At 63.4% G+C, this 22,634-nt stretch carries 21 protein-coding genes; 7 read left to right on the top strand and 14 right to left on the bottom strand.

The features are described from left to right. Positions 1-29 precede the first annotated feature (29 nt). The 8 genes from CN673_RS11420 to CN673_RS11385 all read right to left on the bottom strand — a co-directional run bounded on the left by CN673_RS11420 (position 30) and on the right by CN673_RS11385 (position 6,808). Entirely contained in the window at positions 30-1,106 is a 1,077-nt protein-coding gene (locus tag CN673_RS11420) for a DUF475 domain-containing protein (RefSeq protein ID WP_099866384.1), read from the bottom strand. Between the two features lie 143 nt (positions 1,107-1,249). Continuing rightward, positions 1,250-1,597, bottom strand: a complete 348-nt coding sequence (locus CN673_RS11415) for an ArsR/SmtB family transcription factor (RefSeq protein ID WP_099866383.1) — start codon at positions 1,595-1,597, stop codon at positions 1,250-1,252. A 124-nt stretch (positions 1,598-1,721) separates the two neighbouring features. After that, the gene (locus CN673_RS11410; protein ID WP_099866382.1) at positions 1,722-2,951 is read right to left on the bottom strand and encodes an energy transducer TonB; all 1,230 of its coding nucleotides are present in this window, start codon (positions 2,949-2,951) and stop codon (positions 1,722-1,724) included. Next, on the bottom strand, positions 2,948-3,346 hold the full coding sequence (locus CN673_RS11405; RefSeq protein ID WP_245409869.1) for an ExbD/TolR family protein: 399 nt from the start codon (positions 3,344-3,346) through the stop codon (positions 2,948-2,950). The genes CN673_RS11410 and CN673_RS11405 overlap by 4 nt, the downstream gene beginning before the upstream one ends. 10 nt (positions 3,347-3,356) lie before the next feature. Continuing rightward, on the bottom strand, positions 3,357-3,737 hold the full coding sequence (locus CN673_RS11400) for a biopolymer transporter ExbD (protein WP_099866380.1): 381 nt from the start codon (positions 3,735-3,737) through the stop codon (positions 3,357-3,359). Continuing rightward, entirely contained in the window at positions 3,737-4,444 is a 708-nt protein-coding gene (locus CN673_RS11395) for a MotA/TolQ/ExbB proton channel family protein (RefSeq protein ID WP_099866379.1), read from the bottom strand. Before CN673_RS11395 ends, CN673_RS11400 begins: the two co-directional genes overlap by 1 nt. Positions 4,445-4,454: 10 nt before the next feature. Further along, a complete protein-coding gene (locus CN673_RS11390; RefSeq protein WP_099866378.1) occupies positions 4,455-4,907 on the bottom strand; it encodes a hypothetical protein in 453 nt (150 codons plus the stop codon). 164 nt (positions 4,908-5,071) lie between these two features. Continuing rightward, positions 5,072-6,808: a VWA domain-containing protein gene (locus tag CN673_RS11385; RefSeq protein WP_210200118.1), complete on the bottom strand. Its 1,737-nt coding sequence runs from the start codon at positions 6,806-6,808 to the stop codon at positions 5,072-5,074. A 225-nt stretch (positions 6,809-7,033) separates the two neighbouring features. Here CN673_RS11385 and CN673_RS11380 point away from each other — a divergent pair, with 225 nt between their 5' ends. From CN673_RS11380 to CN673_RS11350, 7 genes are all read left to right on the top strand, one after another. Then, positions 7,034-8,305 (top strand): ABC transporter substrate-binding protein, encoded by a 1,272-nt coding sequence (locus CN673_RS11380; protein WP_099866376.1) that lies wholly within the window; start codon positions 7,034-7,036, stop codon positions 8,303-8,305. Positions 8,306-8,336: 31 nt separating this feature from the next. Then, on the top strand, positions 8,337-9,338 hold the full coding sequence (locus CN673_RS11375; RefSeq protein WP_370853030.1) for a carbohydrate ABC transporter permease: 1,002 nt from the start codon (positions 8,337-8,339) through the stop codon (positions 9,336-9,338). After that, entirely contained in the window at positions 9,335-10,378 is a 1,044-nt protein-coding gene (locus CN673_RS11370) for a carbohydrate ABC transporter permease (RefSeq protein WP_099866375.1), read from the top strand. Before CN673_RS11375 ends, CN673_RS11370 begins: the two co-directional genes overlap by 4 nt. Positions 10,379-10,385: 7 nt before the next feature. Then, positions 10,386-11,498: an ABC transporter ATP-binding protein gene (locus tag CN673_RS11365; protein WP_099866374.1), complete on the top strand. Its 1,113-nt coding sequence runs from the start codon at positions 10,386-10,388 to the stop codon at positions 11,496-11,498. 1 nt (position 11,499) lies between these two features. Then, complete coding sequence (locus CN673_RS11360) at positions 11,500-12,825, top strand: TIM-barrel domain-containing protein (RefSeq protein WP_099866373.1); 1,326 nt, start codon at positions 11,500-11,502, stop codon at positions 12,823-12,825. Further along, positions 12,728-13,849, top strand: a complete 1,122-nt coding sequence (locus tag CN673_RS11355) for a glycoside hydrolase family 31 protein (RefSeq protein WP_157928878.1) — start codon at positions 12,728-12,730, stop codon at positions 13,847-13,849. The genes CN673_RS11360 and CN673_RS11355 overlap by 98 nt, the downstream gene beginning before the upstream one ends. An 89-nt stretch (positions 13,850-13,938) precedes the next feature. Next, complete coding sequence (locus CN673_RS11350; protein ID WP_245409868.1) at positions 13,939-14,301, top strand: PRC-barrel domain-containing protein; 363 nt, start codon at positions 13,939-13,941, stop codon at positions 14,299-14,301. Positions 14,302-14,415: 114 nt separating this feature from the next. Here the strand turns inward: CN673_RS11350 and CN673_RS11345 are convergent, their stop codons facing one another. From CN673_RS11345 to CN673_RS11320, 6 genes are all read right to left on the bottom strand, one after another. After that, the gene (locus CN673_RS11345) at positions 14,416-15,909 is read right to left on the bottom strand and encodes a helicase HerA domain-containing protein (RefSeq protein WP_099866370.1); all 1,494 of its coding nucleotides are present in this window, start codon (positions 15,907-15,909) and stop codon (positions 14,416-14,418) included. A 152-nt stretch (positions 15,910-16,061) separates the two neighbouring features. Beyond that, on the bottom strand, positions 16,062-17,591 hold the full coding sequence (locus CN673_RS11340) for a tripartite tricarboxylate transporter permease (RefSeq protein WP_099866369.1): 1,530 nt from the start codon (positions 17,589-17,591) through the stop codon (positions 16,062-16,064). A 53-nt stretch (positions 17,592-17,644) separates the two neighbouring features. Continuing rightward, complete coding sequence (locus CN673_RS11335) at positions 17,645-18,172, bottom strand: tripartite tricarboxylate transporter TctB family protein (RefSeq protein ID WP_099866368.1); 528 nt, start codon at positions 18,170-18,172, stop codon at positions 17,645-17,647. 1 nt (position 18,173) lies between these two features. Next, complete coding sequence (locus tag CN673_RS11330) at positions 18,174-19,127, bottom strand: Bug family tripartite tricarboxylate transporter substrate binding protein (protein ID WP_198585974.1); 954 nt, start codon at positions 19,125-19,127, stop codon at positions 18,174-18,176. Between the two features lie 173 nt (positions 19,128-19,300). Beyond that, the gene (locus CN673_RS11325; RefSeq protein WP_099866366.1) at positions 19,301-21,790 is read right to left on the bottom strand and encodes an extracellular solute-binding protein; all 2,490 of its coding nucleotides are present in this window, start codon (positions 21,788-21,790) and stop codon (positions 19,301-19,303) included. Further along, the gene (locus CN673_RS11320; protein ID WP_099866365.1) at positions 21,780-22,487 is read right to left on the bottom strand and encodes a response regulator transcription factor; all 708 of its coding nucleotides are present in this window, start codon (positions 22,485-22,487) and stop codon (positions 21,780-21,782) included. Before CN673_RS11320 ends, CN673_RS11325 begins: the two co-directional genes overlap by 11 nt. Between the last annotated feature and the right edge of the window lie 147 nt (positions 22,488-22,634).

Raw genomic sequence — 22,634 nt, 5'->3', positions numbered from 1 at the left:
CGCTCATTCGAGCATTTCCGTGACGGCGTTCAGCCGGGTTGATGCGCCGGTTCGGCGTCGCTCGCTTCAACGCCGTGGCGGCGGTTGTAGCGGATCGACGACCACAGGGCGAGGCCGATGAGCGAGGCGCCGCCAAGCCCGGTGATCACTTCCGGCACATGCACGAGCGACTGCGCATACATGATCACCGACAGGATCAGGATCGCATAGAACGCCCCATGCTCCAGGTAGCGGTACTGTGCGAGCGTCCCTTTTTCCACGAGCATGATGGTCATTGAGCGCACGTACATCGCGCCGATGCCGAGGCCGATGGCGATGACGAATAGGTTCTGCGTCAGCGCGAAAGCGCCGATCACGCCGTCGAAAGAGAAGCTCGCATCGAGAACTTCCAGATAGACGAAGGCGCCGAAACCGCCCTTGGCGGCCCCGGAAAGGGCCTGCTGCTTCTTGTCGAGTACGTTGCCCAACACGTCGACGAGCAGAAACGTCAGGAGCCCGTAGATCGCGGAGAACACGAAGGTTGTCGTCTCCTCGGCAGTGAGAAAGGACGAGAAGATGAGCATCAGCAGCAGAACGAACGCGATTTCGATGCCCTTGATGCTGGCATATTCGGAAACCCGCGACTCGATCGCGTGAACCCAGTGGATATCCTTGTGTTCATCGAAGAAATAGGTGAGCCCGACCATCATCAGGAAGGTGCCGCCGAACGCTGCGATCGACAGATGCGCCTCGCTCATGATGCGGGAATATTCGGCCGGTTCTGAAATCGCCAGCTGGACTGCGGCTATGGGTCCGATCCAGGCCGCGACCGCCACGATCACCAGGGGGAAGATGATGCGCATGCCGAAGACGGCGATGAGAATGCCCCAGGTCAGAAAGCGACGCTGCCAGACCGGCGTCATTTCCTTCAGCTTGTTGGCATTGACGATCGCGTTGTCGAAGGACAACGAGATTTCCAGCACGGCCAGCACCGCGCAGATGAAGAAGATGGAAGCTGTGCCGGAAATCGTGCCGGTATATTCCCAGCCGACCCAGGCGCCGAGCGCCAGACCGACGACTGTCGTGATGAACGCCCAGGTAAAATAGCGGTAGGTCGGTTTGTCCATGGTGAAAGTGTCTTTCAGTCCAAGTGTCTCAAAAAGGATGGTGATTGGGCGTCGCCGGATCGAGGCAGTCCACAGTTAGCCCGTTTCGTCGCGGCGGCAAGACCGTTCCGCGCGGGCAATGTCTCCCGCATCGTCGAACGCCGTCATTTGCTGCCGCGCGCCGGCTCGCAATAGATCGCATGCAACGTCTCGATGACACGTGCAGCTTCCGGACTTGCGATGGAGTAATAGATGATGCGGCCCTCCCGCCGGGTCGCGACGAGGCGGTCAAAGCGCAGGCGTGCGAGCTGCTGCGATACCGCTGCCTGCGGCATCGTCATGATCTCTTCCAGCTCGGAAACCGATTTTTCCCCCTCGACAAGCAGGCACAGGATGAGCAGACGGCTCTCGTGGGACAGCGCCTTGAGAAGGTCGCTGGCCCGACGCGCCTGATCGGCGAGCGCGTTGAAATCCTCGATGCGGTCTGGTGGAGTGACTTGCGGCAGACTCATGGTTCTCGTTTATCGCCATATGAGTGCAGTCAGCAACCCGGCTGTCGGGCGGCTGGCCGCTCGTTTACGTCTTATACCAGACTTGCGCTCCTTGCGGAAAGATATGCGTGCGGCTGCCTTCCGATCAGGGATTGAACGCGAGGGGGGCGTTGAACCGCCACGAGTTGCGGCCTGCTGCGGCCGGTATCGCGGGGAAGGGTGCTGCGCGCTGGACAGTCTGAACGGCAGCCTGATCGAGGACCGGCGAACCAGAACTGCCCGTTACGGCGATGCCACTGACCGACCCGTTGGCGGAAACCGTGAAGGTTACCTGGACCTGACCTGACAGCCGGTCGCGGCGCGCGGCCGATGGATAGCGAAGCGCCCGCAGCAGTCGCGACCTGACCTGTCCCTGATAGTTGGAAATGGCGGCGTTCTGTTCTGCCTGCGCCTGTGCACGCGCGGCCGCTTGTGCCTGTTGCGCTGCCGCTCCTTGCTGGGTCTGCCCGGATGCCGTGCCAGCACTTTGATTGACAGCCTGATTGCCCCGCTCACCCTGTGCCTGCTGGCGTTGGGGCTGCGGCGCCGGCTGTGGCTCGGCTCTTTGCGGAGGCGGGGGAGGCGTATATTCCGGCCGCGGTGTCGGGATGGGGGCGTCGACGATCGGGTCTGGCAAGGGTTCGACGGCTTCGGCGCTCTGAACCGGCTCCTCGACCGCAGGCTCAGGAGGCTCGGCCGTCACCGGCGGGCTCTCGGCCGCCTGCTCCTCCGGCGGCGGCGTCGGTGCCGTCACTGGCGGCTCGGCGATGACAACGCCATTGGGCGACGCTGGTTCGAGAGCTTCGGTATCGGCTGGCGCCGCGACAGACGGTTCGGCGAGAGGCTCATTCGTCGGCGTCTCGTTTGGCGCCACCGCGTCAGGTGTCTCCGCGGTTGTTGCTTCCGTGGGACTCGGAGTGTCTGGCGTGGTCGGGTTGACTGGCTCGACCGGTCGCGTGACGGTTGGCTCGTCTACCGCTTCGCCTGCCGACTGCATGTCTTCGAACGCATTGCCGAGAACCGAGACGGGGGTTGCCTCCCCGCCCGAGATCAGGACCGGCTCCGGCGGTTCTATGAAATAGTAGCTCACCGCCAGATGGATCGCCAAAGAACCGACGGCCGCAACGACCCATAAGGCAGGGTGGCGGCGCATGCCGGCCGCGCCGCGCGCGATGATCCCGGTCGCCTCGTCCGATTGGCGGGCGGTGATGGGCGCTTTGTCGTGCGCCGCTGCCAACGTTTCGGTGAGGGTCTTCTGCGTCAGCGTTGGGGCGAAATCGAGCGGGATGGGAACGGCGAGCGCTTCGGCGCTCAACGGATCGATCCGTTTGGTCATTGGGCGGCCCTCTCGGTCACCACGCTCACGCTTTCAAACCCGGCCTCGCGCAGCCGTCCCGTGATCGCGACCAGCATGTCGGCGGGCAGGGCGCGATCGACGACAAGGCGCATGGTCGTCTGGCCCGTCAGATCTTCATTCTCCGACAGGAAGCGCTCGAGGCTGGTTTCCGCACCGCGATAACGAAACGCGCCCTCAGCGGTCACGGCCAGGGCGTCGGGCGGCTCGGCCTGCTCCGCATTCTCCGTCTCGATCATCGTGACGGAACTGTCGAGCGGCGGCGCCAGCGTACCAGCGACGAGGAAGAAGATGAGCATCAGAAAGACGATATTGATGAGCGCGATGGTGTTTTCCATCGCCCGTCTCGGCTTTTGTTGTGGAAGCTTCAGCGTCACGTCGCCATCCTCACCGCGCCACGTTCAATGTCAGTGTCGTATCGCGGCGGATCTGTTCGACAGCCGTGACGAGCTGCTGCGACGTGGCCTCGCCGCGAACGAGCAGCACCGCGCTTTCAGCGCCCGCCGCCTCCAGACCCTGTAATTGCGCGATGGCGCCTTCGGGTTCGACGGTTTCACCGTTGACCGTCCACGCCTCGCCGTCGAGCCGGATCAGGATGTCGGGCTGTCCGGACGTTCCGGTGCCGCCCTGGCCGCCGGCAAGCTCCACCTCCGCAAACCGGGTGAAGGTCGACGACAGCATGAAGAACAGCAGCAGCAGGAAGATCACGTCGATCAGCGAAGTCAGCGACAGGCGCTGCCGGCGTCGAACGGCCGCATTGATACGCATCAGTAAGCGGCGCTCCTCTCATCGATCGTCGCGGCGAAATCGTGGTGCGTCTCAGGATGATCCTCGACAGTGCCGAGGGATCGCGACGAGAGAAACGCACCGGTCAATGTCTCGACGGCGACACGCTCGTTCTCCACCCGCGATTCGAACCAGGTCAGGACGAGCGATACGGGCATGGCGACGGCAAGTCCGACGGCCGTGGTCAACAGAGCCACCCAGATACCGCCGGCCAGGATCGACGGATCGACGGCGTTGCCCGCGCCCTGAAGCGCCTGAAATGCCTCGATCATGCCGAGCACCGTTCCGAAAAGCCCGAGCAGCGGCGCGATTTGCGCGACGGCGTCGAGCGCGCGGAAACCGCGTTGAAGATGGTGGAGGCGGCCAACGGCGATGCGCGCCACTTCCTCCTCGATCGCTGCCTTCGACGTGGCGCGTCGGCCGGAAAGCCGGATCGCGGTGCTCAGCGTCTCCGATACGAGCGACCTGTCGTTGGAAACCAGTTGCTCGGCACCCTTGTAGTCGCGCTGCGACCACAAGCGAAGCGCCTCACGCGGCCGGCCGTGCGATCCGACCCGTTCGCGTGCGAACTGCATGAATTTGAGAAGGATGACGGCGAGCGCGAAGACCGAGAGCCCGAGAAGCACCGCCACGACCCAGCCGCCGAGATCGATGAAGGACTGGACGATTTCGATGAGATTGTCGATCACGCTGGAATCCTCAGTTTGCGAATTCGACGTCGGACTGGCTGGAGACGGAAAGCCTGTCCATGCACGTCGCGGGCTCGACGCCGTCGCCCGAACAGGTCGACACGTCGTTGATCAGGACGCGAGAGACATCGCCGCAGCTTGTGTCGGAGAGATTGAACTGACGCACCCGCGTGCGCTCCGCGGGCAGATCCTGGAAATCCAGGACAGTCATGCGCTCGACCAGCCCTTCGCCATTGAACAGAACCACCTCATAGGCCGCCTTTTCCAGGCTGGCTTCCAGGCCGTTCTCAGCAACGAAGGTGAAGAGACAGCCGGTGTCCGTCTCCTGCAACGTGTTGAGCTCGAGCGAAAGCGCCCCGTCGGTTTCGCCCGCGTCCTGTGCGAGCGCGCTCGCCGACAAGATCGAAAGCGTCAACAAGGTAGCCGCGCCGCAACGGGCGAGGCGGGGTATCGAGAATTCCATGGCCGGTCCCTAAAGTATCTTTTTATAGTCAACTTTTGACGTCTTTAGGGGTTCCCGGCCCGCAGCGCAATAGTCGAGTTCGCCATTCGGAGCCTTCGCGATCGGCTCTGCCCAACACAAACGGCCCGCCGAAGGGCGGGCCGTTTGCAGTCAGATGGCCCGCGTCAGCGGTAGAGCCGGACGCCGGAAACCTTCGAACCGATCATGCCGAATGCGGTTTCCAGTTCCTTGTTGCTCGTTGCGTTGTAGTAGTTCGGCTTTCCGTCCCGGTCGAGCGATGCACAGCGCTCCAGCAGCGCCTTGACGGGCGAGCGGTTGTCGACATCGAAGGCGATGGTGAACACCATGATGCTCTTCGCCTTTGCCGCCTCGCAGACCTTGAGGAGATGGGAGTCCATCGCGCGGCTGAAATCGCTGCTTCGATGATAGTCGGTGCCGTCGAAGATCCGGCCATTGGCGGAAAAGCCGTAGGGTCCGTAGGTGGACTCGTTGCGGTTGTTGTCGGTGTAATAGGTGTTCTCGCCGTCGCTCATGACGACCATGGCTTTGATGTTGCGCTCGCTTCCATAGGCGCGCCCGCCGGTGAACGGCTCGCCGGGCGACAGCGTCCTGAGCCCCCAGGCCGCACCTTCGGCGATGCTGGTTGCACCTTCCGCACGCATGTCGTCCAGATGCTCGAGCGCGTCACGCCGGGACGCAGTCAGCGGCATGATCGGTATGGAAGTGCATGCATAGTTGGGACCGACACTGATCGGTTGGTTGGAGACCCGACCAGTCTGTTCATACTTTCTCATCCAGCTCTGACGGGCATGTTGAGCGGCGCCGTGGTAGGACGAATCTTGGTTGGAGGCAGACGATCTGCCAAGGAAATCGTCCTCTATATAGCTGTTTGTATACCAGCTCTCCCATTTGCCGTCGCGCTTGTACCGCGTCGGCGTATCCGGCGCGAACATCGGCACGAAATAGCTGTCGGGGTTGCCCGCCGAGGGGGCGGTGTCGTCGACGTTGAGGGGATAAGGACGGGCCTCGACGCAGCCGCCCCAATCGACGCTGACCTCGTCGAACAGCCAGAAGCGGTTGAGCACCTTGCCGTTCTTCTTCCATACGCCGTTCTGCTTGCTGGCGCCGGAGAGCGTCGTCCAATCGAAGTTCTCGTGATGGATGGATGACTTGCCGGCAGTATCCATCCAGCTGGCACTCTTGTTGCCTGGCCCGACATTGACGGCCCCGGCGAACGGCACGATGGCAAACTGGACGGCATTTGGCTCCGAATTCGGCGCGACGGCGCCGTGAAGGTCTTCCACCAGCTTGCTCGCCGCCGATTTGAGGGCCTTCAGCTTGTTGCCATCCATCGATCCGGAATTGTCCAGTACCAACGCCAGTTCCACGGTCGAGGTTGCGACGGCGACCTCACTCTTGAGTCCGAGGTCGATGCCGCCGCCACTGCCGCTACGGTCGTTGCCCTCCTCGCCATCTTCTCCGCTGCCGCCCTGGCTGAGACCGTTCTTGTCGAGCATGGCCCAAAGAACCGGCATGAAGCGCGGCTGGACCTGCGTTTGCGCGCGCACACGGATGAAGTTGGCGTCTTCTCCGGTGAAGAACCCGTCATAGGTGTACACGACGGTTTCGCTGACCCCGTTTTCGTCGAGGTTGGCGCGAAAGACAGCCGCCGAATCCTGCGTGATCGCAGCGCCCGAGCGCTTCTTCGCATAGCCATCAGCTGCGACGAACGCTGCGGCGTCCAGCGCCTCGGCGATGTGCGACCTGGTCCGAAGGATTTCACTATAGTCAGCCGCAAGCCCGACGGCACCGACGACCGGAACCATCACGATTGCGCCGAGCACCGCAAAATTGCCGCGTCGGTCCTCGCGCAGCCGCATCGGGTCGAGCCGGCGCATCATAGCCGGCCACGCCCCGCGTAAAACATTCCTCATGAATGCACCCGCTACATATTAGGCGATCTTGATCAGATAATGGATGGCGCTGAATTCGCGCTTAAACGGATTGATAAGATTGTCGGGATCGGTGCATTTCGATCGCAGGTTATGGACGCGGGCCGCTTGTCTTCCGTATGAAACGGAAAGTCTCTAGCATGCCCATCACATGACGGAACGGGAGGATCATTCATGACCAACACTCGGCTCACCCTCGGCGTGGCCCTTGGCGCGATGGTCGCCGCTTCGGCGGCAAGTGGTGCCGAATTGCGTTTCAGCTGCTACCAGGACGGCGTCGAATGCGACGTCTGGGCCGAGCAGTTGAAGCAGTTCGAAGAGGAAAATCCCGACATCACCGTCGCCGTAGAGGTGGTGCCGTATCAGTCGATCCTGGAAAGCCTGCCGGTCAATCTGGCCAGCGGAGACGGTCCCGATCTGGCACGGGTCACGGATTTCGGCGGCCTTGCCGAATACATGCTGAACGTTCGAGACTATGTCGAGGATCCGGAATCGATCGAGGATCGCTTCGGCGCGTCGCTCGATTGGGCGCGTGTCGGCGGCAACGCGGAAGATGGCATCTACGTGGTGGTCGACCAACTGACCGCGACCGGGCCGTTCGTCAACAAGACCCTTTTCGACCAGGCAGGCGTCGAGATGCCGGGAGAAGGTGCAACATGGGAAGAATGGGCGGAGGCAAGCCGCCAGGTCGCCGAGGCGACCCAGTCGCCCTACGCCATGGCGATGGACCGTTCCGGCCACCGGTTCATGGGGCCGGCGATCAGCTATGGCGCCGAGATATTCCAGGAGGATGGCGCGCCCATCACTGTCGATGACGGGTTCCGGGCCTTTGCCGAACAATTCGTCGCCTGGCACGAGGACGGAACCATGGCGATGGATGTTTGGGCCGGTGCCGGCGGCGCGACCTATCAGGACGCGGCGCAGGAATTCATCAACGGCTCGCTTGTCTTCTACCTATCCGGTTCCTGGCAGATCGCCCGGTTCGGGCGCGACATCGGCGACGCGTTCGATTGGGTCGCCGTGCCTTCGCCCTGTGGTGAGGTCGGCTGCACCGGCATTCCGGGCGGCGCAGGCATCGTTGGCTTCAATCACACCGAGCATCCCGAGGAAGTCGGCAAGCTGCTCGAGTTCATCGCCAGGGACGATGTGCAGGCAGCCGTGATGGCTGCGACCAAGAATATCCCCGCCAGCCGCACATTGCAGGAAGAGGGCATCGATTATGCCAACGCGTCCGACCAGGAGCGCGCCGCGCTGGAGGTCTTTTCGTCTGCGGTCATCGACTTCAGCCCGGTCGCCTATGCCTTCCAGGGCTACGCCAACAACCGCGCCATCATGAATTCCACGGTCGAGCGCCTGACGCAGGCGATCGTCGGCGAGGTCGCGCTCGATGCGGCGCTCGAGCGGATCGACCAGGACGTGGCTGAAGCTGTGGAAGCGGCCGAGTAGGCAGCGGCAACGCCGGGCGTCTGGAGGCTTCATGAGCGGCATCGTCAGGCGTGCGGCGGCATCGCTCTACGCATTCACGTTCAACCTGTTCGAGCGGCCGATGCTCGCGGCGCAGCGCGCCGTGGGCATGCGCCGCGTCGCCTGGCTCTTCCTGCTGCCGAACCTTGTGGCCTTCGCCCTGTTCACGTTTCTGCCCATCGGCCTCAATTTCGTCTATGCGCTCACGGGCAGCGACGCGATCCTTCTGGCCGACCGCCCGTTCGTCGGAACGGCCAATTTTGCCTCGCTGCTCGACTGTGCAAGCTACCTCGACCCAAACAGCTGCCGGCGCGACATCTTCTGGCGGGCGGTTCACAACACAGGATGGTTCGTGCTGCTGCAAGTGGGTTTCATGGTGGCCCTTGCGCTCGTGACGGCGCTGATACTCAACCGGGATATCCCGCTTCGCGGCTTCTTCCGTGGCGTATTCTTCTATCCGGTCCTCCTGTCTCCGGTCGTGGTCGCGCTGATCTGGAAGTGGGTTCTCCAACGCTACGGCGTTCTCAACGCAGGTCTGGAGGAAATCGGCGCTGAGCCAGTAAACTGGCTCGTGCGCGCCGACTGGGCCTTCTTCTGGGTCGTCTTCGTCTCGATATGGGCGCATATGGGCTTTTACGTCCTGATCCTCCTGGCCGGCCTGCAGGCAATCCCTGCTCATGTGTACGAAGCGGCCGAGATGGATGGCACGTCGAAATGGCGCGTCTTCTCGCGCATCACCATGCCGCTCCTAATGCCGACAATGGTGGTCGTCCTGGTGCTGTCGCTCATCCGCGCCGTTCAGGCCTTCGACGAGATCTATGTCCTGACCGGCGGCGGGCCGGGCTCGGCGACGATGCTCGTGCTGCAGTATATCTATGAAACCGGCTTTGCCTCGCAGCCACGTCTCTTCGGACTTGCCGCCGCCGCTTCGATCCTCATGGCCGTCGTGCTCTTCGTGCTGACCCTTGGGCAGCTCTGGCTGACGCGCAGCCGCGCCGAAGGGGACAGTCGATGAAGCGGTTTCTGACACGGCGGCGCGGGCGATACCGCATGGATTGGATGGACTGGTTGAGCTGGGGCTATCTGGTGGTCGGGCTTCTCTTGATGCTCGGTCCGGTCCTGTGGCTCGTCCTGTCCTCGTTCAAGACGGAAACTGCGCTCGCCGAATATCCACCGCGCCTGCTACCCCTTTCGGCGGTCACCGCAACGGTTGAGGGCCATGACGCGCCGCTGCCGCTTTTCGATATCACCGGTGGAGAGCATGCCGGCCGGCAGCTTGCCGAAATCCGCCGTATCGGGCTGGAAGCGCAGATGGTCGATCCCGCGGCGCCCGGCGAGACCATCAGCATATCGATAGACGATCGCACACCGGCACGCGAGTTCAAGCTCGCGACAGAGAATTACACGTCCCTGTTCAGTCGCTTCAACTTCATGCTCTACTTCTGGAACTCGGTGTTCATCACCGTGGTTGCGACGATTCTCACCGTTCTGGTCAACTCGATGGCCGCTTTCGCGCTGTCGAAATATCGCTTCCGAGGACGCACCACCGTCTTTCTGCTCATCATCGCGACATTGATGATCCCGCCGACGATCAATCTCGTGCCGATATTCATCGTGGTGTCCGAACTGGGATTGGTCAATTCGCCCTGGGCGGTGATCTGGCCCGCGATCGCGACGCCGACCGGGGTTTTCCTGCTCCGGCAATACATGCTGTCGATCCCCGACGACCTGCTCGACGCAGCCCGCATGGACCATGCCTCCGAATGGCGGGTCTATTGGAAGATCGTGATGCCACTGTCGGCGCCGGCGCTCGCCGTCCTGGTTATTTTCTCCATGATGTGGCGCTGGAACGATTTTCTGTGGCCGCTGATCGTCCTCAACCGATCGGACGAGTTCACGCTGCAACTGGCGCTCAACTCTTTCCAGGGCGAGTTGCAAACCAGTTGGAGCAACCTTCTGGCCATGACGGTGCTGACGCTGCTGCCGATCACGATCGTCTTCGCTTTTCTGCAAAAGTACATCACCACGGGCATCGCCCAGACCGGTGTGAAATAGGAACCGCATGGCACAGCTCGACCTGGACGGATTGATCAAGGACTACGGCGACGTGCGTGCCGTGCACGGTGTCGACCTCGTCGTCGAGGAGGGCGAGTTCTGCGTCTTTGTCGGCCCGTCGGGCTGTGGGAAGTCGACGCTGTTGCGGATGATCGCGGGTCTCGAGGAGATTACCGGCGGAGAGCTTCGCATCGACGGGGTGCGCGTCAACGAGCAGCGGGCATCCGAGCGCGGCCTGGCAATGGTGTTCCAGAGCTACGCGCTTTATCCGCACATGACCGTGCGCCAGAACCTTGCCTTCGGTCTGGAGAATATTCGCCTGCCAAAGGGGCAGATCGTCGAAAAGGTCGCGGAGGCGGCCCGGATGCTGCAGCTGGAGGAATATCTGGACCGCAAGCCCCGGCAACTCTCCGGTGGCCAACGCCAGCGCGTCGCGATCGGCCGGTGCGTCGTGCGCGAACCGCGCGTTTTTCTTTTCGACGAACCGCTCTCCAATCTCGACGCCGAACTGCGCGTGACCATGCGCGGCGAGATTGCCGATCTGCACAAGCGGCTCGGCAATACGATGGTCTACGTCACGCACGATCAGGTCGAGGCGATGACCATGGCCGACAAGATCGTCGTTCTGCGCGAGGGGCGCGTCGAGCAGGTCGGCCGGCCGCTCGATCTCTACAATCGGCCCGCCAATCTGTTCGTCGCCGGATTCATCGGTTCGCCGCGCATGAATCTCTTTGACGCGACGGTCGCCGGCGTCGAGGTCGGCGCGCTTAAGGTCAAGGATGCGCAGGGCCGCGCATTTCATGGCGCAGTGGCCGTCGACGGCCTGTCGCCCGGCGAAGCTGTCGTGCTCGGCATCCGGCCGGAACATGTGCTGCTCAGCGACCATGAGGAAGAAGACTGTCTTGCCGTCACGGTCGAAGGCATCGAGCAGCTGGGCGGGCATTCCTATCTTCATTGCCGAAGCGATGCCGGAGCGTCGTTGACGGCGCATGTGGCTGGCCAGACGGCGTTGCGCCGTGGCTCTTGCACCAACGCCGTGCTGCGGCGCGCCTTCATTCACGTTTTCCGAAAAGCCGACGGAGCCGCGTTCGAGCGGCAGGTGATCGGCGAGGCCGCTTGAGGTGGCCTTCCTCGCGCGCAAGGACGACCTGCTGGAAACGCCGACGGGGGCCGCCGCCAATCTCGAAGGTGGTTTCCGGCTAAGGCTCGATATCCTGGAAGACTGGCTGCTGCGCGTCTCTATCGTGCCGGACAAGGGAATGGCGGTTGATCGCGGCTGGATGATCGACCCTGCGGGCGACTTGCCGTGGGAAGGGCGTGAGCGCCTTTCGGTAGAAGGTTTCGCGGCGCCGGGCGGACGGGTCGAGGGCAACAGGCTTATCGGCAATGCCTTGCGGGTGACAGTCGAAAAGGCCCCATTGCGGCTGGTGGTCGAAAGGGCGACGGACGACGGATGGGTGACGATCGCTGAAGACCGTCCGGCCGGTGCCTATCAATGGCTGCCGCGAAGCCATCTTTTCCAGCACTGGCAGGCGCGGCTGCCAAAGGACCGGCACTTCGGCCTTGGCGACAAGACAGGTCCGCTCGATCGTACCGGGCGGCGGCTTCGATGCCTTCAGGTCGACAGCCTGGGCTATGACGCGGAAAGCACGGACCCGCTATACAAGCATGTCCCCTTCGTGATCGCCGAGACGCCCGCCGCCGATGGAGGCGGGGGTGAGGCTTGCGGGCTTTTGTACGACACGCTTTGTGAGACGACGTTCGATCTCGGCGCCGAACACTCCAACTATTTCCCCCATTACAGACATGTCGTAACGGCAGATGACACGCTGATTTATCATGTCATCGCCGGCCCGCGCATGCGCGACGTCGTTCCGCGCCTGATGCGGATGACGGGCCTGCCGCATCTGCCGCCACGCTGGTCCTTCGGGTTCGCCTTCACCACCATGCATCACGCCGACGATCCCAAGGCCCAGGCGGTCATGACCGGATTTGCCGAGCGCTGCCGCGCCGACGGCATTCCCATCTCGGCGATCCATTCGGGATCGGGATATACGACAAAGGAAGACGGACGCCGCTACGTCTTCACATGGAATGAGAGCAAGTTTCCTGATCGCGCTGCCTTTTTCGCGCGGCTGGCCGAACTCGGCTACAAGACCTGCGCCAACGTCAAGCCGGTGCTTTTGACCGAACATCCCGATTTTGCCCAGGCGCAACGCGAAGGTTGGTTCATTCGCCGCGAGGACGGCAGCCCGGCGATCGAGATGTTCTGGGGCGGGCAGGGCGCGAGCCTCGACATGACCAATCCGGCGACGATCGACTGGTGGAAGAAAGGAAATCACCGATCAGGTGCTTGGCGCCGGTTTCTCATCTGCCTGGAACGACAACAACGAAGCCGAACTTTCCGACGAGACTGCCACCGTCGTTGGTTTCGGCAGGCCTCTTAAGGGGGTCGATGTGCGCCCGCTGCACGCGTTGCAGATGACGCGAGCGACCTTCGAGGCGACGGCTGCGGCAAGCCCGGGCAAGCGCCCCTTCACCATCACCCGCGCCGGGCCCATCGGCATAGCGCGTTATGGCGAAACATGGACGGGCGACAACCGTACGAGTTGGCATACGTTGAAATGGAACCTGCGGCAGGGGCTGTCGATGAGCCTGAGCGGCATGCCTCTCATCGGCCACGACATTGGCGGCTTCGACGGTCCAAGGCCCGAGCCGGAACTGCTCGTTCGCTGGGTGCAGATGATGGCGCTTCATCCGCGCTGCGTCATGAATTCCTGGAAGCCGCAGTTGCATGACCCTGCCACCGTACCGTTCATGTACCCGCAGGTGCTTGATTGCGTGAAGGCGGCGCTGACGCTGCGATATCGTTTCCTGCCCCATATTTATGATCTTAGCTTCAGGGCAAATCGAACCGGCGAGCCCGTGATCGCACCGGCATTCTACCATTTTTCCGAGCCGGCCTGCTTCGATGATGCCGATTGCTTCATGCTCGGTGCCAATGTCCTGGTCGCGCCGGTGGTCAACGCCGGCGATCGATCCGTCAGTGTGTATCTGCCTTTCACCGAGGATGGTTGGTTCGACTTCTGGTCCGGAGAGCATTTTGTCGGCGGAAAGACCGTTACGGTCGATGCGCCTTTGGAGAGGCTGCCGATCTTCGTTCGCGGCGGCGCCGTGCTTCCGCTCGCCGGCCAGTGGGAGGAGACCGCACCGCATGATGCGAAGGACCTCGCCTTCACGCTCTACGCATCGGGCGAGAGCGGCCATGCGCGCGGCGAATTTTTCTGGGACGACGGCGAGAGCATTGTTGCGAACGGTGCCGCGTCGCACCGTATCGGGGTGCGGGCGGAGTGGTCCGGCGGCGAAGCGTCTGTGACAATCGAGCCGGGGCCGATGGCGGCTTGCCCAGCAATTTCGGCCGCTTGTGTCGACGACCGGATTCGACGCTTCAACTGGCGTCTCAACGCATGATTCCGGGCTTTCATCCGGCGTGATGGGCGCGGCGAGGAACATTGGATTCCGGCAAACGTTCTTCTCTCGTCAACAATGGGAGAATGACAATGACAGCCCCTAGTGTTTCTTCCGAAAATATTCGTGCCACCCGCGTTGAGGGCACGGAAGTGCGAAATGCCGCAGGCGAACACCTTGGAAGCGTCGACGACCTGGTCATCGGAAAGCGTGATGGACAGGTCAAATACGCCATCATGTCGTTCGGCGGCTTCCTCGGCATCGGCGAGGAGTATCATCCTTTGCCGTGGGAAAAGCTGACATATGACGAGCGCGAAGGCAGCTATGTCGTCGACCTGTCGCGCGAAGAACTCGAAGGCGCGCCGCGCTACGCACGCGAACGGGAGTTCGACTGGACAAACCGCGAGGATACCCGCCGCATCAACGACTATTACGGCGTACCCCCTTACATCTGACGCCGCGTTTTCTGAGGCAACACGCATGAGAGGAAACCAACTTGGGCGGGCCGAAAGGCCCGCCTCTTTTTTCGCGCCGTCCAAAGTCAGGTATGGCCAGGCTGCGTTTGCCGGTCAGGCCGCCGAGCGCACATCGGCAGCATCCGGATCACCGGGCATGGTCTCACAGCCGAGATCGGGAAAGGCCACGACACGCTGGCCGGAGAAATCGGTTCGAAGAACCACCAGGTCCCGCTCTTCGAAATAGCTGAGCAGACGGCGGGCACGACGTGTCGAATGCGTGCCGTAGACCCGCGCCAACGTGGCATCCGAAGGGCAGGGCTGTCCCTCCAGAGCCGCTTTTGCAACGAGAATGAAGACGCCCTGGATATCATCGGCAACGGTCTGTGCCAGCGTCATGACGCGCTGCCAGTCCTCGCCGCCCGCTGCTGCCGTATCGACGCCGACCCTTGCCAGCGCGAATCGGCGGCGAAATTCGGTCATGGCAAGCGGCGGCCCCTGCAGGCGCTGGATGCGGCAGCGCACCAGAAAATCCTGGTAGAGTTCCGCGTCCGTTCGGAAGGCCGCGTCCGGATCGTCGAGAATCGCCGCCATGATCTGCTCGATGAGGCCGTCGCGCTCACCATCGGCGATTTCGGGAAAGAGCTCGGCAGGCGTTTCGGGTTCGGGCTCGGACTGGGCCAGATCGGCAAGAATGTCGTGCGTCGGACGTGGGGGTGGGGCCGCACGGCGTACCGGCATGCGGGCCTCGTCCGGGCTCGGCGTGAAGATCAGGTCGCGTGCCTCCTCCGGCGCCGGGCTTTCCGGCAGCGGCGTCAGTTTCGGGCTCGTTGATCGCGCTTCGGTTTCCACCGCGCCGATGGCAATTGGCAGGGGGCGGCGCGACAGGGCGGGACCGAGAGCGACGAACCGGCCGCGCGCAAGGTCTCGGAACATTTCCGCCTGGCGCCTGTCCATGCCAAGAAGATCGGCGGCACGTGCCATATCGATATCGAGAAAGGTGCGGCCCATAAGGAAATTGGACGCTTCGGCCGCGACATTCTTGGCCAGTTTCGCCAGCCGCTGCGTTGCAATGACGCCGGCAAGGCCTCGTTTCCGCCCGCGGCACATCAGGTTGGTCATCGCCCCCAGCGACGCACGCCGCGCATCCTCCGCGACCTCGCCGCCCGCCGATGGGGCGAACAGTTGTGCCTCGTCGACAACGACCAGAACGGGATACCAATGATCCCGCTCGGCATCGAACATGCCGTTGAGGAAGGCGGCCGCGCAGCGCATCTGCTGGTCCGCCTCCAGCCCCTCCAGTGTGAGGACGGCGGAGACGCGGTGCTGGCGGATCCGCTGGGCGATGCGGGCGAGTTCCGTTTCCGAGCGCGCGCCGTCGACGACGACATGGCCGTATTTGTCGGCGAGCGTGACGAAATCGCCTTCCGGGTCGATGACGCACTGCTGAACCCAGGGTGCGCTTTGTTCCAGAAGCCTGCGCAGCAGATGGGACTTGCCCGAACCGGAGTTGCCCTGGACCAGCAACCGGGTCGCCAACAATTCCTCAAGATCGAGCAGCGCCGGCTTTTCCGCCGACGTGGTTCCCATGTCGATGTCGACCCGCATCACCACTCCTCGTTTCTCAGACAGGCCTCCATAGCATCGATGAGGCACCGGCTTCGCCCCTTCACCCGTGACAACCCACAGATGTTATCGGCATGCCGGATCACCCGCGCGCAATTGCACACGGGTGATCGCCTGTCGGCCTGATTGGAAGGTCAGTGTTCGTGCAGTGCCTTTGAGGCTTCGATCCCGCGTTTGCTGAAACGCGACCAGAGAAGCGGGCCGGCAACTGCGGCGACGGCGATCGCGTAGATCGTCAGCGCGATCCATGAGGTGACCAGGAAGCTGAAATCGCCCTGGTTGATCATGAGACCACGACGCAATTGCTCCTCGGCAAGGGGGCCGAGAATGGCACCGACAAGGACGGGGGCGAGCGGGTAGTCAAACCGGCGCATGACGAAACCGACAAGACCGAAGACGAGGAGCAGGATCAGCGAAAACGGTGTGCCCTGCGCGCCGATGATGCCGAGCGCGGCAAACGTCATGATGCCCGCATAGAGCCACGGCTTGGGAATGGTGAGAAGCCGCACCCAGACGCCGACGAAGGGCAGATTGATGACGACGAGCATCAGATTGGCGATGAAAAGGCTTGCGATCAGCCCCCAGACCAGTTCCGAATTGCTGGTGAAGAGCAGCGGCCCCGGCTGCAAGCCGTATTGCTGGAACCCGGCCAGCATGACGGCCGCCGTCGCCGAGGTCGGCAGGCCGAGCGTCAGCAGCGGGATCAGCGTGCCGGCGGCAGATGCATTGTTGGCAGCCTCCGGCCCGGCAACGCCCTCGATGGCGCCCTTGCCGCTGTCGAATTCTTCGCGGGCGATGCCCTTGGCGGTGCGCCGCTCGGCCGAATAGGAGAGAAATGTCGGGATTTCGGCGCCCCCCGTCGGCAGCGGACCGAACATGAAGCCGAGCCCGGTGCCGCGCAGAAACGGCTTGAGGCAACGCTTCAGCTCGCCGAGCGTCAGCCAGACCGACCCCTTCACCGCCTGCATCTTTTCATTCATCGTGCTCGACTGGGAAGCGATGTAGAGCGTCTCCCCGATGGCGAAGAGCCCGACTGCCACCGTGGCGATGGAGATGTTGTCGCGCAGTTCCGGCACGCCGAAGGAAAGGCGCGCCTGGCCAGTGAGGCGATCGATGCCGACGAGGCCGATCGAAAGGCCGATGAACAAGGCCGTCAGCCCCCGCATCAACGAGCCGCCGAACGCAGCCGAGACGGTGAGGAAGGACAGCACCATCAGGGCGAAATACTCGGCCGGGCCGAAGGCCAGCGCAACCTTGACCATGAGCGGTGCGATGATGGCGAGGCCGATCGTGGCGCATGTCCCGCCGAAGAATGATCCAATGGCCGCCGCTCCCAGCGCCTTGCCGCCCCGGCCATCCTTGGCCATCTTGTTGCCCTCGAGCGCCGTCATGATCGAGGCTGTTTCGCCCGGCGTGTTGAGCAGGATCGACGAGATCGCGCCGCCATACATGCCGCCGTAATAGATGCCGGCGAACATGATCATCGAGCCTGTCGCGCCGAAGGAGAGCGAAACCGGCAGCAAGAGGGCGACGGTGAGGGCTGGTCCGAGCCCCGGCAAAACGCCGACCGCGGTGCCGAGCAGCACGCCGAGAAGCGCAAAGCCGAGATTGCCCGGCTGCGCGGCGACGAGCAGGCCGTCGAGAAGGAGCGAGAAGGTATCCATAGGCGTCTAACGATCCCCTGGTCGGCGTCGATGCAGAATGCGTCCGCCGGGTGTCAGCGAAACAATACGTTGATGTAAGGCTCGATCAGCCCGCCGGGCAGCGACAGCCCGAGGCCTTGCCGGAAAAGCACGTAGAGCATGCAGTTGAGCAGAAGGCCTACCAGGAAGGTCAACCAGACGGGTTTGCGCCCGAAGCCGCGCGCGGCGAGGCCGAATAGCACGGACGATGCGATGATGAAGCCTGATCCGGCATAAAGCAGAGCCGTCATGCCGCCGAGGGCAGCAAGCAGCCAGAGGACCGGGGCGAAGTTCAGCGCTTCGCGTTCCGGAAAATCGCCCCTTCTGGCCATGACGATGGTGAGCACGCCGAAGATCGCGATGCCGGCCCCCACGATATAGGGAAAGATTTCCGGTCCGATCTGGGCATAGCTGCGCCGCTCCGGGTAGGAGGATGCATCCCATGCGATGAGCGCGGCGAACACGAACAGGCCGAGCGCGATGCCCAGCCCGCCGATATCGGTGGCGCGGGAAGAGCCATCGGGCCGGCTTGCGCCGGCCCCCTTGTCTTCGTGCGTAGCCATTTTACTGGCTGATGCCGAGTTCGGAGAGGATCGCGGTGGTCGCCTCGATCTCTTCCTGGAGGTAAGTCTGGAATTCCTCTCCGTCGAGGTAGGTGTTGACCCAGCCGCGGGTCTCCAGCTCGTTGGCCCAGGCCTCCGATTCCGACATGGTGCGGATGGTCTCCGTCAGTTGCGCCCGCTCTTCCTCGGTGATGTCGGGTGCCGCCGCGATCATGCGCCAGTTCTGCACATCGACGTCGAAACCCTGGTCCACGAAGGTCGGAGCGTCGACATAGTCCTGCGGTTCCGGCGCCGTGATGCCGATGACCTTCAGTTCGCCGGCCTCGATCTGGGCGGCGAATTCGCTGTAGCCCGAGATGCCCACCGTAACCTGTCCGCCGAGAATTGCGGCGAGCGCTTCACCGCCGCCCGAGAACGGGATGTAGTTGAGGCCGCGCGGGTCGACATCGGCGGTCTGGGCGAAGATCCCCGCTGCGATGTGGTCGACACCACCGGCCGAGCCGCCGCCCCAGGTAACCGAGCCCGGATCGGCGCGCATGGCCTCGGCAAGATCCTCGGCATTCTCGATCTCGCTGTCGGTCGGTGCGACGACGACGACATATTCGCCGGTCAGGCGCGCGATCGGCGTGACATCGGCCAGCGTGACGGGCGCATTGTTGGCGATGATCGCACCGACCATCACGTAGCCGCCGACGATCGTTGCGCTCGGATCGCCCGTCGACTGGTTGACGAACTGCTGCAGGCCGATCGTGCCGCCGGCGCCGGCCACGTTTTCAACCTGGATATTCGAGGCAAGGCCCTCGGCCTGGATGACCGACTGGATGGTTCGCGCCGTCTGGTCCCAGCCGCCGCCAGGTGCTGCCGGCGCCATGATGCGCAATTCGTCCATCTGGGCAAATGCTGCTGTGCTGGAAAGAAGCGCTGCGATTGCGCCCGCGAAAATGGCTTTTTTCAAGATGACCTCCCGAATGTTGACGTTGCGGCGCCGTTTGGGCGCCGGACCGGGTCGGGAGTTGATCTTGGCTGATGATGGATCGGCATGCGGTGGCCGCATGCGCACTCCTCCCTCGCCCAGGGCTCCCAAACCTGGTTGGACAGACGTTAACACTGTCACCTGTCGCTAACCTGTCATCGGCGCGGAGAGACGATGCCGCGCCAGGTTTCCAGGAATCGGCTCTTGCGCTGCTGGTCCAGCGCGACCATGAGCGCCGGTCCGAGTGCGATGGGCTGCACAGCGCCGCTTCCGAGTTCGGTGATGTTCCGCGTCGTGAACATGCCCCGCACGTCCGGCATGACCGCCCCGAGCGCGGTTGGACCGGCTGCCACCGCCTGACCCTGCCGCGAGAGCGCGAAGTCGACGAAGGTTCCGGCAAGGCCGGGGCTGGGCGCATCGCGCGGGATCAGCATGCTGCGTGTCAGGACGAGCACGTAGTCGTCCGGAACGACGATGCCGATATTGGCGCCTGCCGCCTGTCGGGCGAAGGCGTACGAGCCGAGGACATTGTATGCAATGGCGAGTTCGCCACTTGCCACCCGGCTCAATATGTCCGGGCTGGAGCCGCTGAGAACGGCATCGGTCCGCCCGAACGCGTTGGCCAGGCGCCAGAATTGGGACGAGATCAACTGATCCTGAACGGCGAGAAGGTAACCGACCCCGCTTGCGGCAATGTCGTATGTGGCGACCCTGCCGCGGAAGCGCTCCGGATCGGCTTCCAGGACCTCAGCCAGTTCGAGATGCGTGCGCGGTGCTTCGTCGCCGGAAACGAGATCCGGATTGTAGATGATGACGGCGGGCTCGAAGGTGAAGCCGAAGACCTCGTCGCGCCATTGTGCCCAGCGGGGCAGGGCGGCGACCTCGTCGGAGCGATGGGCCACGGCATGCCCGTCATTGGCCAGCTTGACCTGGAGGTCAGAGGCCGAGCTGATCAGAAGATCGGGGGCGGGCTGCAGTCGGCCAGTCAGATAATCCTCATACATCGGCAGCGTCTCGGTTTCCTCGTAGCTGACGGCAATGCCGGGATTTGCGTCCTGGAAGGCTGCGACGAAGATCGAGAAGATCTGCGTGTCCGTGGTGCCGACGATGGTCAGCGTCTGCGCACCGTTTCCGCCGCTCGCCGCTGGATAGTGGACGGGATCGGCATAGGCGGGGTCGATGAAACAGGCGCCGAGCGCCAAGAGGACCGCGGCGGCGCCCAGCCGTGAGCCGCGTCGCTGCGGGTCCGGCGCGCTTTGAGGCGACGCGCCAAACGGCAGATGCACTTCGGCAGCAAGTCCGCCGCCTTCTCGCGCACTTAGCGAAAGCCGGCCCCGATGCGCGTCGACGACCCGCTTGACGATCGAAAGGCCGAGACCGGAGCCGGGCTTGCCCTCGCCGCTCCTGCCACGACCGAACCGCTCCAGCACCTTGTCGCGTTCGTCAGGCGCGATGCCGGGGCCGCGGTCGAGCACGGCGAGATAGAGATCACTCACGGTTTCCGTTCCCTCGCGCCGCGCAACGACGATGTCCACGGCATCGTGAGAATAGGCAAGGGCATTGTCGACAAGGTTGCGCAGCATCTCACGCAGGGAGATGCGATCGTAGGGCAAGGACTGGCGTGCGATCTCGTCATCCATCGACACCGAGAGCCGCAAGAGCGCGTCGGGATCGAGGCGCTGAACGACCTCGTCGACGAGGCTTCCGAGCGTCGTCGTCTGGGCGTCGCGCAGCTCCAGTCGATGTGAGATCGTGGCATCCATCAGCAACTGACTGACAAGCTGGCTCGATTGAACGGCGCCCTGGTGGATGCGGCCGATACGCTCGCGCAAGGCCACGGGGTCGTTTTCGTCCATGGCGACCTCGGCCTGCGCCCGCAGCGAGGCGAGGGGGGTGCGAACCTGGTGTGCGGCCTCCGTCACGAGCTCGCTCAGCCGTTCCATCGATCCTTGAAGGCGCGCCATGAAATCGTTGAGCGCGTTGACGAGATGGCGCACCTCGGCGGGGACGGGAATGTCGACGGCCGAGAGGTCATCCTGTGCCCGTGCGCGCAATTCCTGTTCGAGCGCCAAGAGCGGCGCGAAACTGCGTCGAATCAAATACCAGACAAGCCATCCGGCAAGGACCGTCAGCGCGATGAGTGGAACGATCGCGTTCGAGATGATCTCGCGCGACAGGGCATTGCGGGCGCCTTGCGTTTCGGCGACGCGGATCGTCACCCAGCCGGTCGACTGCGCCGTCGACACCAGCCGGCCGATGCTGGCGACCCGGACGGTCTCTCCGCCATAATCGACATCGTCGAACTCGGCCTCCAGTGATGTCGCGAGCGGCATGGTCGACGCCAGGTCTCCATAGCCGGTGACCAATTGACCATCCGGTGCGCGAACCGCATAGAAGATGCGGTCATTGCCGGAAAACATGGCGAAGGAGGCATAGGGAAGCTCCAGCGTCACGGCCCCGTCCTCGATCTGAACGGCGCCCGCGATCGTCAGGGCCGAGGCGGCCAGAAGCCTGTCGAAGGCGCGGTCGGACGCCCGTTCGGCGTAGTCGCGGATGAAAACGACCAGGATGAGGGCGGCCGACAGGAGCAGCACCACCGCCAGGACAGTGATGCGCCGGCGCAGCGAAAATCCGTCAGCCTGCATGGCCGACCTGTCCGTCGTTGCACAAATCCGGTTCGACATGCCGTGCGAGATAGCCGATGCCGCGCACCGTTATGATCTCGACGCTGGCGCCCTCGATCTTGCGCCGCAGACGCGAGACGTAAAGTTCCAGAGCGTTGACCGCGACCTCCTCGTCGATGCTGAAGAGCTGGGCCATCAGGCGATCCTTCGAGACGACCTGCCCGGCGCGCGACAACAATATCTCCAGGAGCCGAAACTCTCGGCGACCGAGCTCGACCGCCCGCCCGGCCAGTTGAACGGTGTGGCCTGCGAGATCCATCGTCAGATCGCCGACGACGAGCATGCTGGTGGTCTGCCCGGCGGGCCGGCGCATCAGCGCACGCAGGCGCGCCTGCAACTCTCGAAGATCGAACGGTTTGACGAGATAATCGTCGGCGCCCATGTCCAGCAGGCTGACCTTGTCGTCGATTTCCGAGCGGGCCGTGACGACGAGAATCGGCACGTCCCGTCCCGAACGGCGCAGCTCCGAGATGACCGAGATGCCGTCGCGACCGGGAAGCATGAGATCGAGGATGACGGCGTCGAAATTGTCACCCACGGCGAAGGACAGGGCCGCCTCGCCATCGCGAACCCAGTCGACGGAATGACCTTCCCGCTTGAGACGGCCTTCGACCGCTTCGCCGAGATCCCGGTTGTCTTCGACAAGTAGTATACGCATCTCGCATGCCCGTATTGCCCATTTGAGCTTAGCGGAAGAGATCGGTCGCGGTCATCCCTTCACGTGCCGTTACGTGAATGCTTTCAAATGTGTCGCTTGGCGGACCCGGCCGCGCAGGCTGCGCTTGTTGGGCTGCGCGAACTGTGG

The organism is Neopararhizobium haloflavum, from assembly GCF_002750855.1.
Taxonomy (GTDB): Bacteria; Pseudomonadota; Alphaproteobacteria; order Rhizobiales; family Rhizobiaceae; genus Georhizobium; species Georhizobium haloflavum.
The sequence above is the reverse complement of the archived record's forward strand: the minus strand, read 5'-3'. Positions and strand labels throughout refer to the sequence as shown.

What these genes read in the sequence shown, in the direction of transcription:
- CN673_RS11420 (WP_099866384.1), bottom strand. Translation starts at nt 1,106, where the DNA reads ATGGACAAACCGACCTACCGCTATTTTACCTGGGCGTTCATCACGACA.
- CN673_RS11415 (WP_099866383.1), bottom strand. Translation starts at nt 1,597, where the DNA reads ATGAGTCTGCCGCAAGTCACTCCACCAGACCGCATCGAGGATTTCAAC.
- CN673_RS11410 (WP_099866382.1), bottom strand. Translation starts at nt 2,951, where the DNA reads ATGACCAAACGGATCGATCCGTTGAGCGCCGAAGCGCTCGCCGTTCCC.
- CN673_RS11400 (WP_099866380.1), bottom strand. Translation starts at nt 3,737, where the DNA reads ATGCGTATCAATGCGGCCGTTCGACGCCGGCAGCGCCTGTCGCTGACT.
- CN673_RS11390 (WP_099866378.1), bottom strand. Translation starts at nt 4,907, where the DNA reads ATGGAATTCTCGATACCCCGCCTCGCCCGTTGCGGCGCGGCTACCTTG.
- CN673_RS11385 (WP_210200118.1), bottom strand. Translation starts at nt 6,808, where the DNA reads ATGATGCGCCGGCTCGACCCGATGCGGCTGCGCGAGGACCGACGCGGC.
- CN673_RS11380 (WP_099866376.1), top strand. Translation starts at nt 7,034, where the DNA reads ATGACCAACACTCGGCTCACCCTCGGCGTGGCCCTTGGCGCGATGGTC.
- CN673_RS11375 (WP_370853030.1), top strand. Translation starts at nt 8,337, where the DNA reads ATGAGCGGCATCGTCAGGCGTGCGGCGGCATCGCTCTACGCATTCACG.
- CN673_RS11370 (WP_099866375.1), top strand. Translation starts at nt 9,335, where the DNA reads ATGAAGCGGTTTCTGACACGGCGGCGCGGGCGATACCGCATGGATTGG.
- CN673_RS11365 (WP_099866374.1), top strand. Translation starts at nt 10,386, where the DNA reads ATGGCACAGCTCGACCTGGACGGATTGATCAAGGACTACGGCGACGTG.
- CN673_RS11350 (WP_245409868.1), top strand. Translation starts at nt 13,939, where the DNA reads ATGACAGCCCCTAGTGTTTCTTCCGAAAATATTCGTGCCACCCGCGTT.
- CN673_RS11345 (WP_099866370.1), bottom strand. Translation starts at nt 15,909, where the DNA reads ATGCGGGTCGACATCGACATGGGAACCACGTCGGCGGAAAAGCCGGCG.
- CN673_RS11340 (WP_099866369.1), bottom strand. Translation starts at nt 17,591, where the DNA reads ATGGATACCTTCTCGCTCCTTCTCGACGGCCTGCTCGTCGCCGCGCAG.
- CN673_RS11335 (WP_099866368.1), bottom strand. Translation starts at nt 18,172, where the DNA reads ATGGCTACGCACGAAGACAAGGGGGCCGGCGCAAGCCGGCCCGATGGC.
- CN673_RS11325 (WP_099866366.1), bottom strand. Translation starts at nt 21,790, where the DNA reads ATGCAGGCTGACGGATTTTCGCTGCGCCGGCGCATCACTGTCCTGGCG.
- CN673_RS11320 (WP_099866365.1), bottom strand. Translation starts at nt 22,487, where the DNA reads ATGCGTATACTACTTGTCGAAGACAACCGGGATCTCGGCGAAGCGGTC.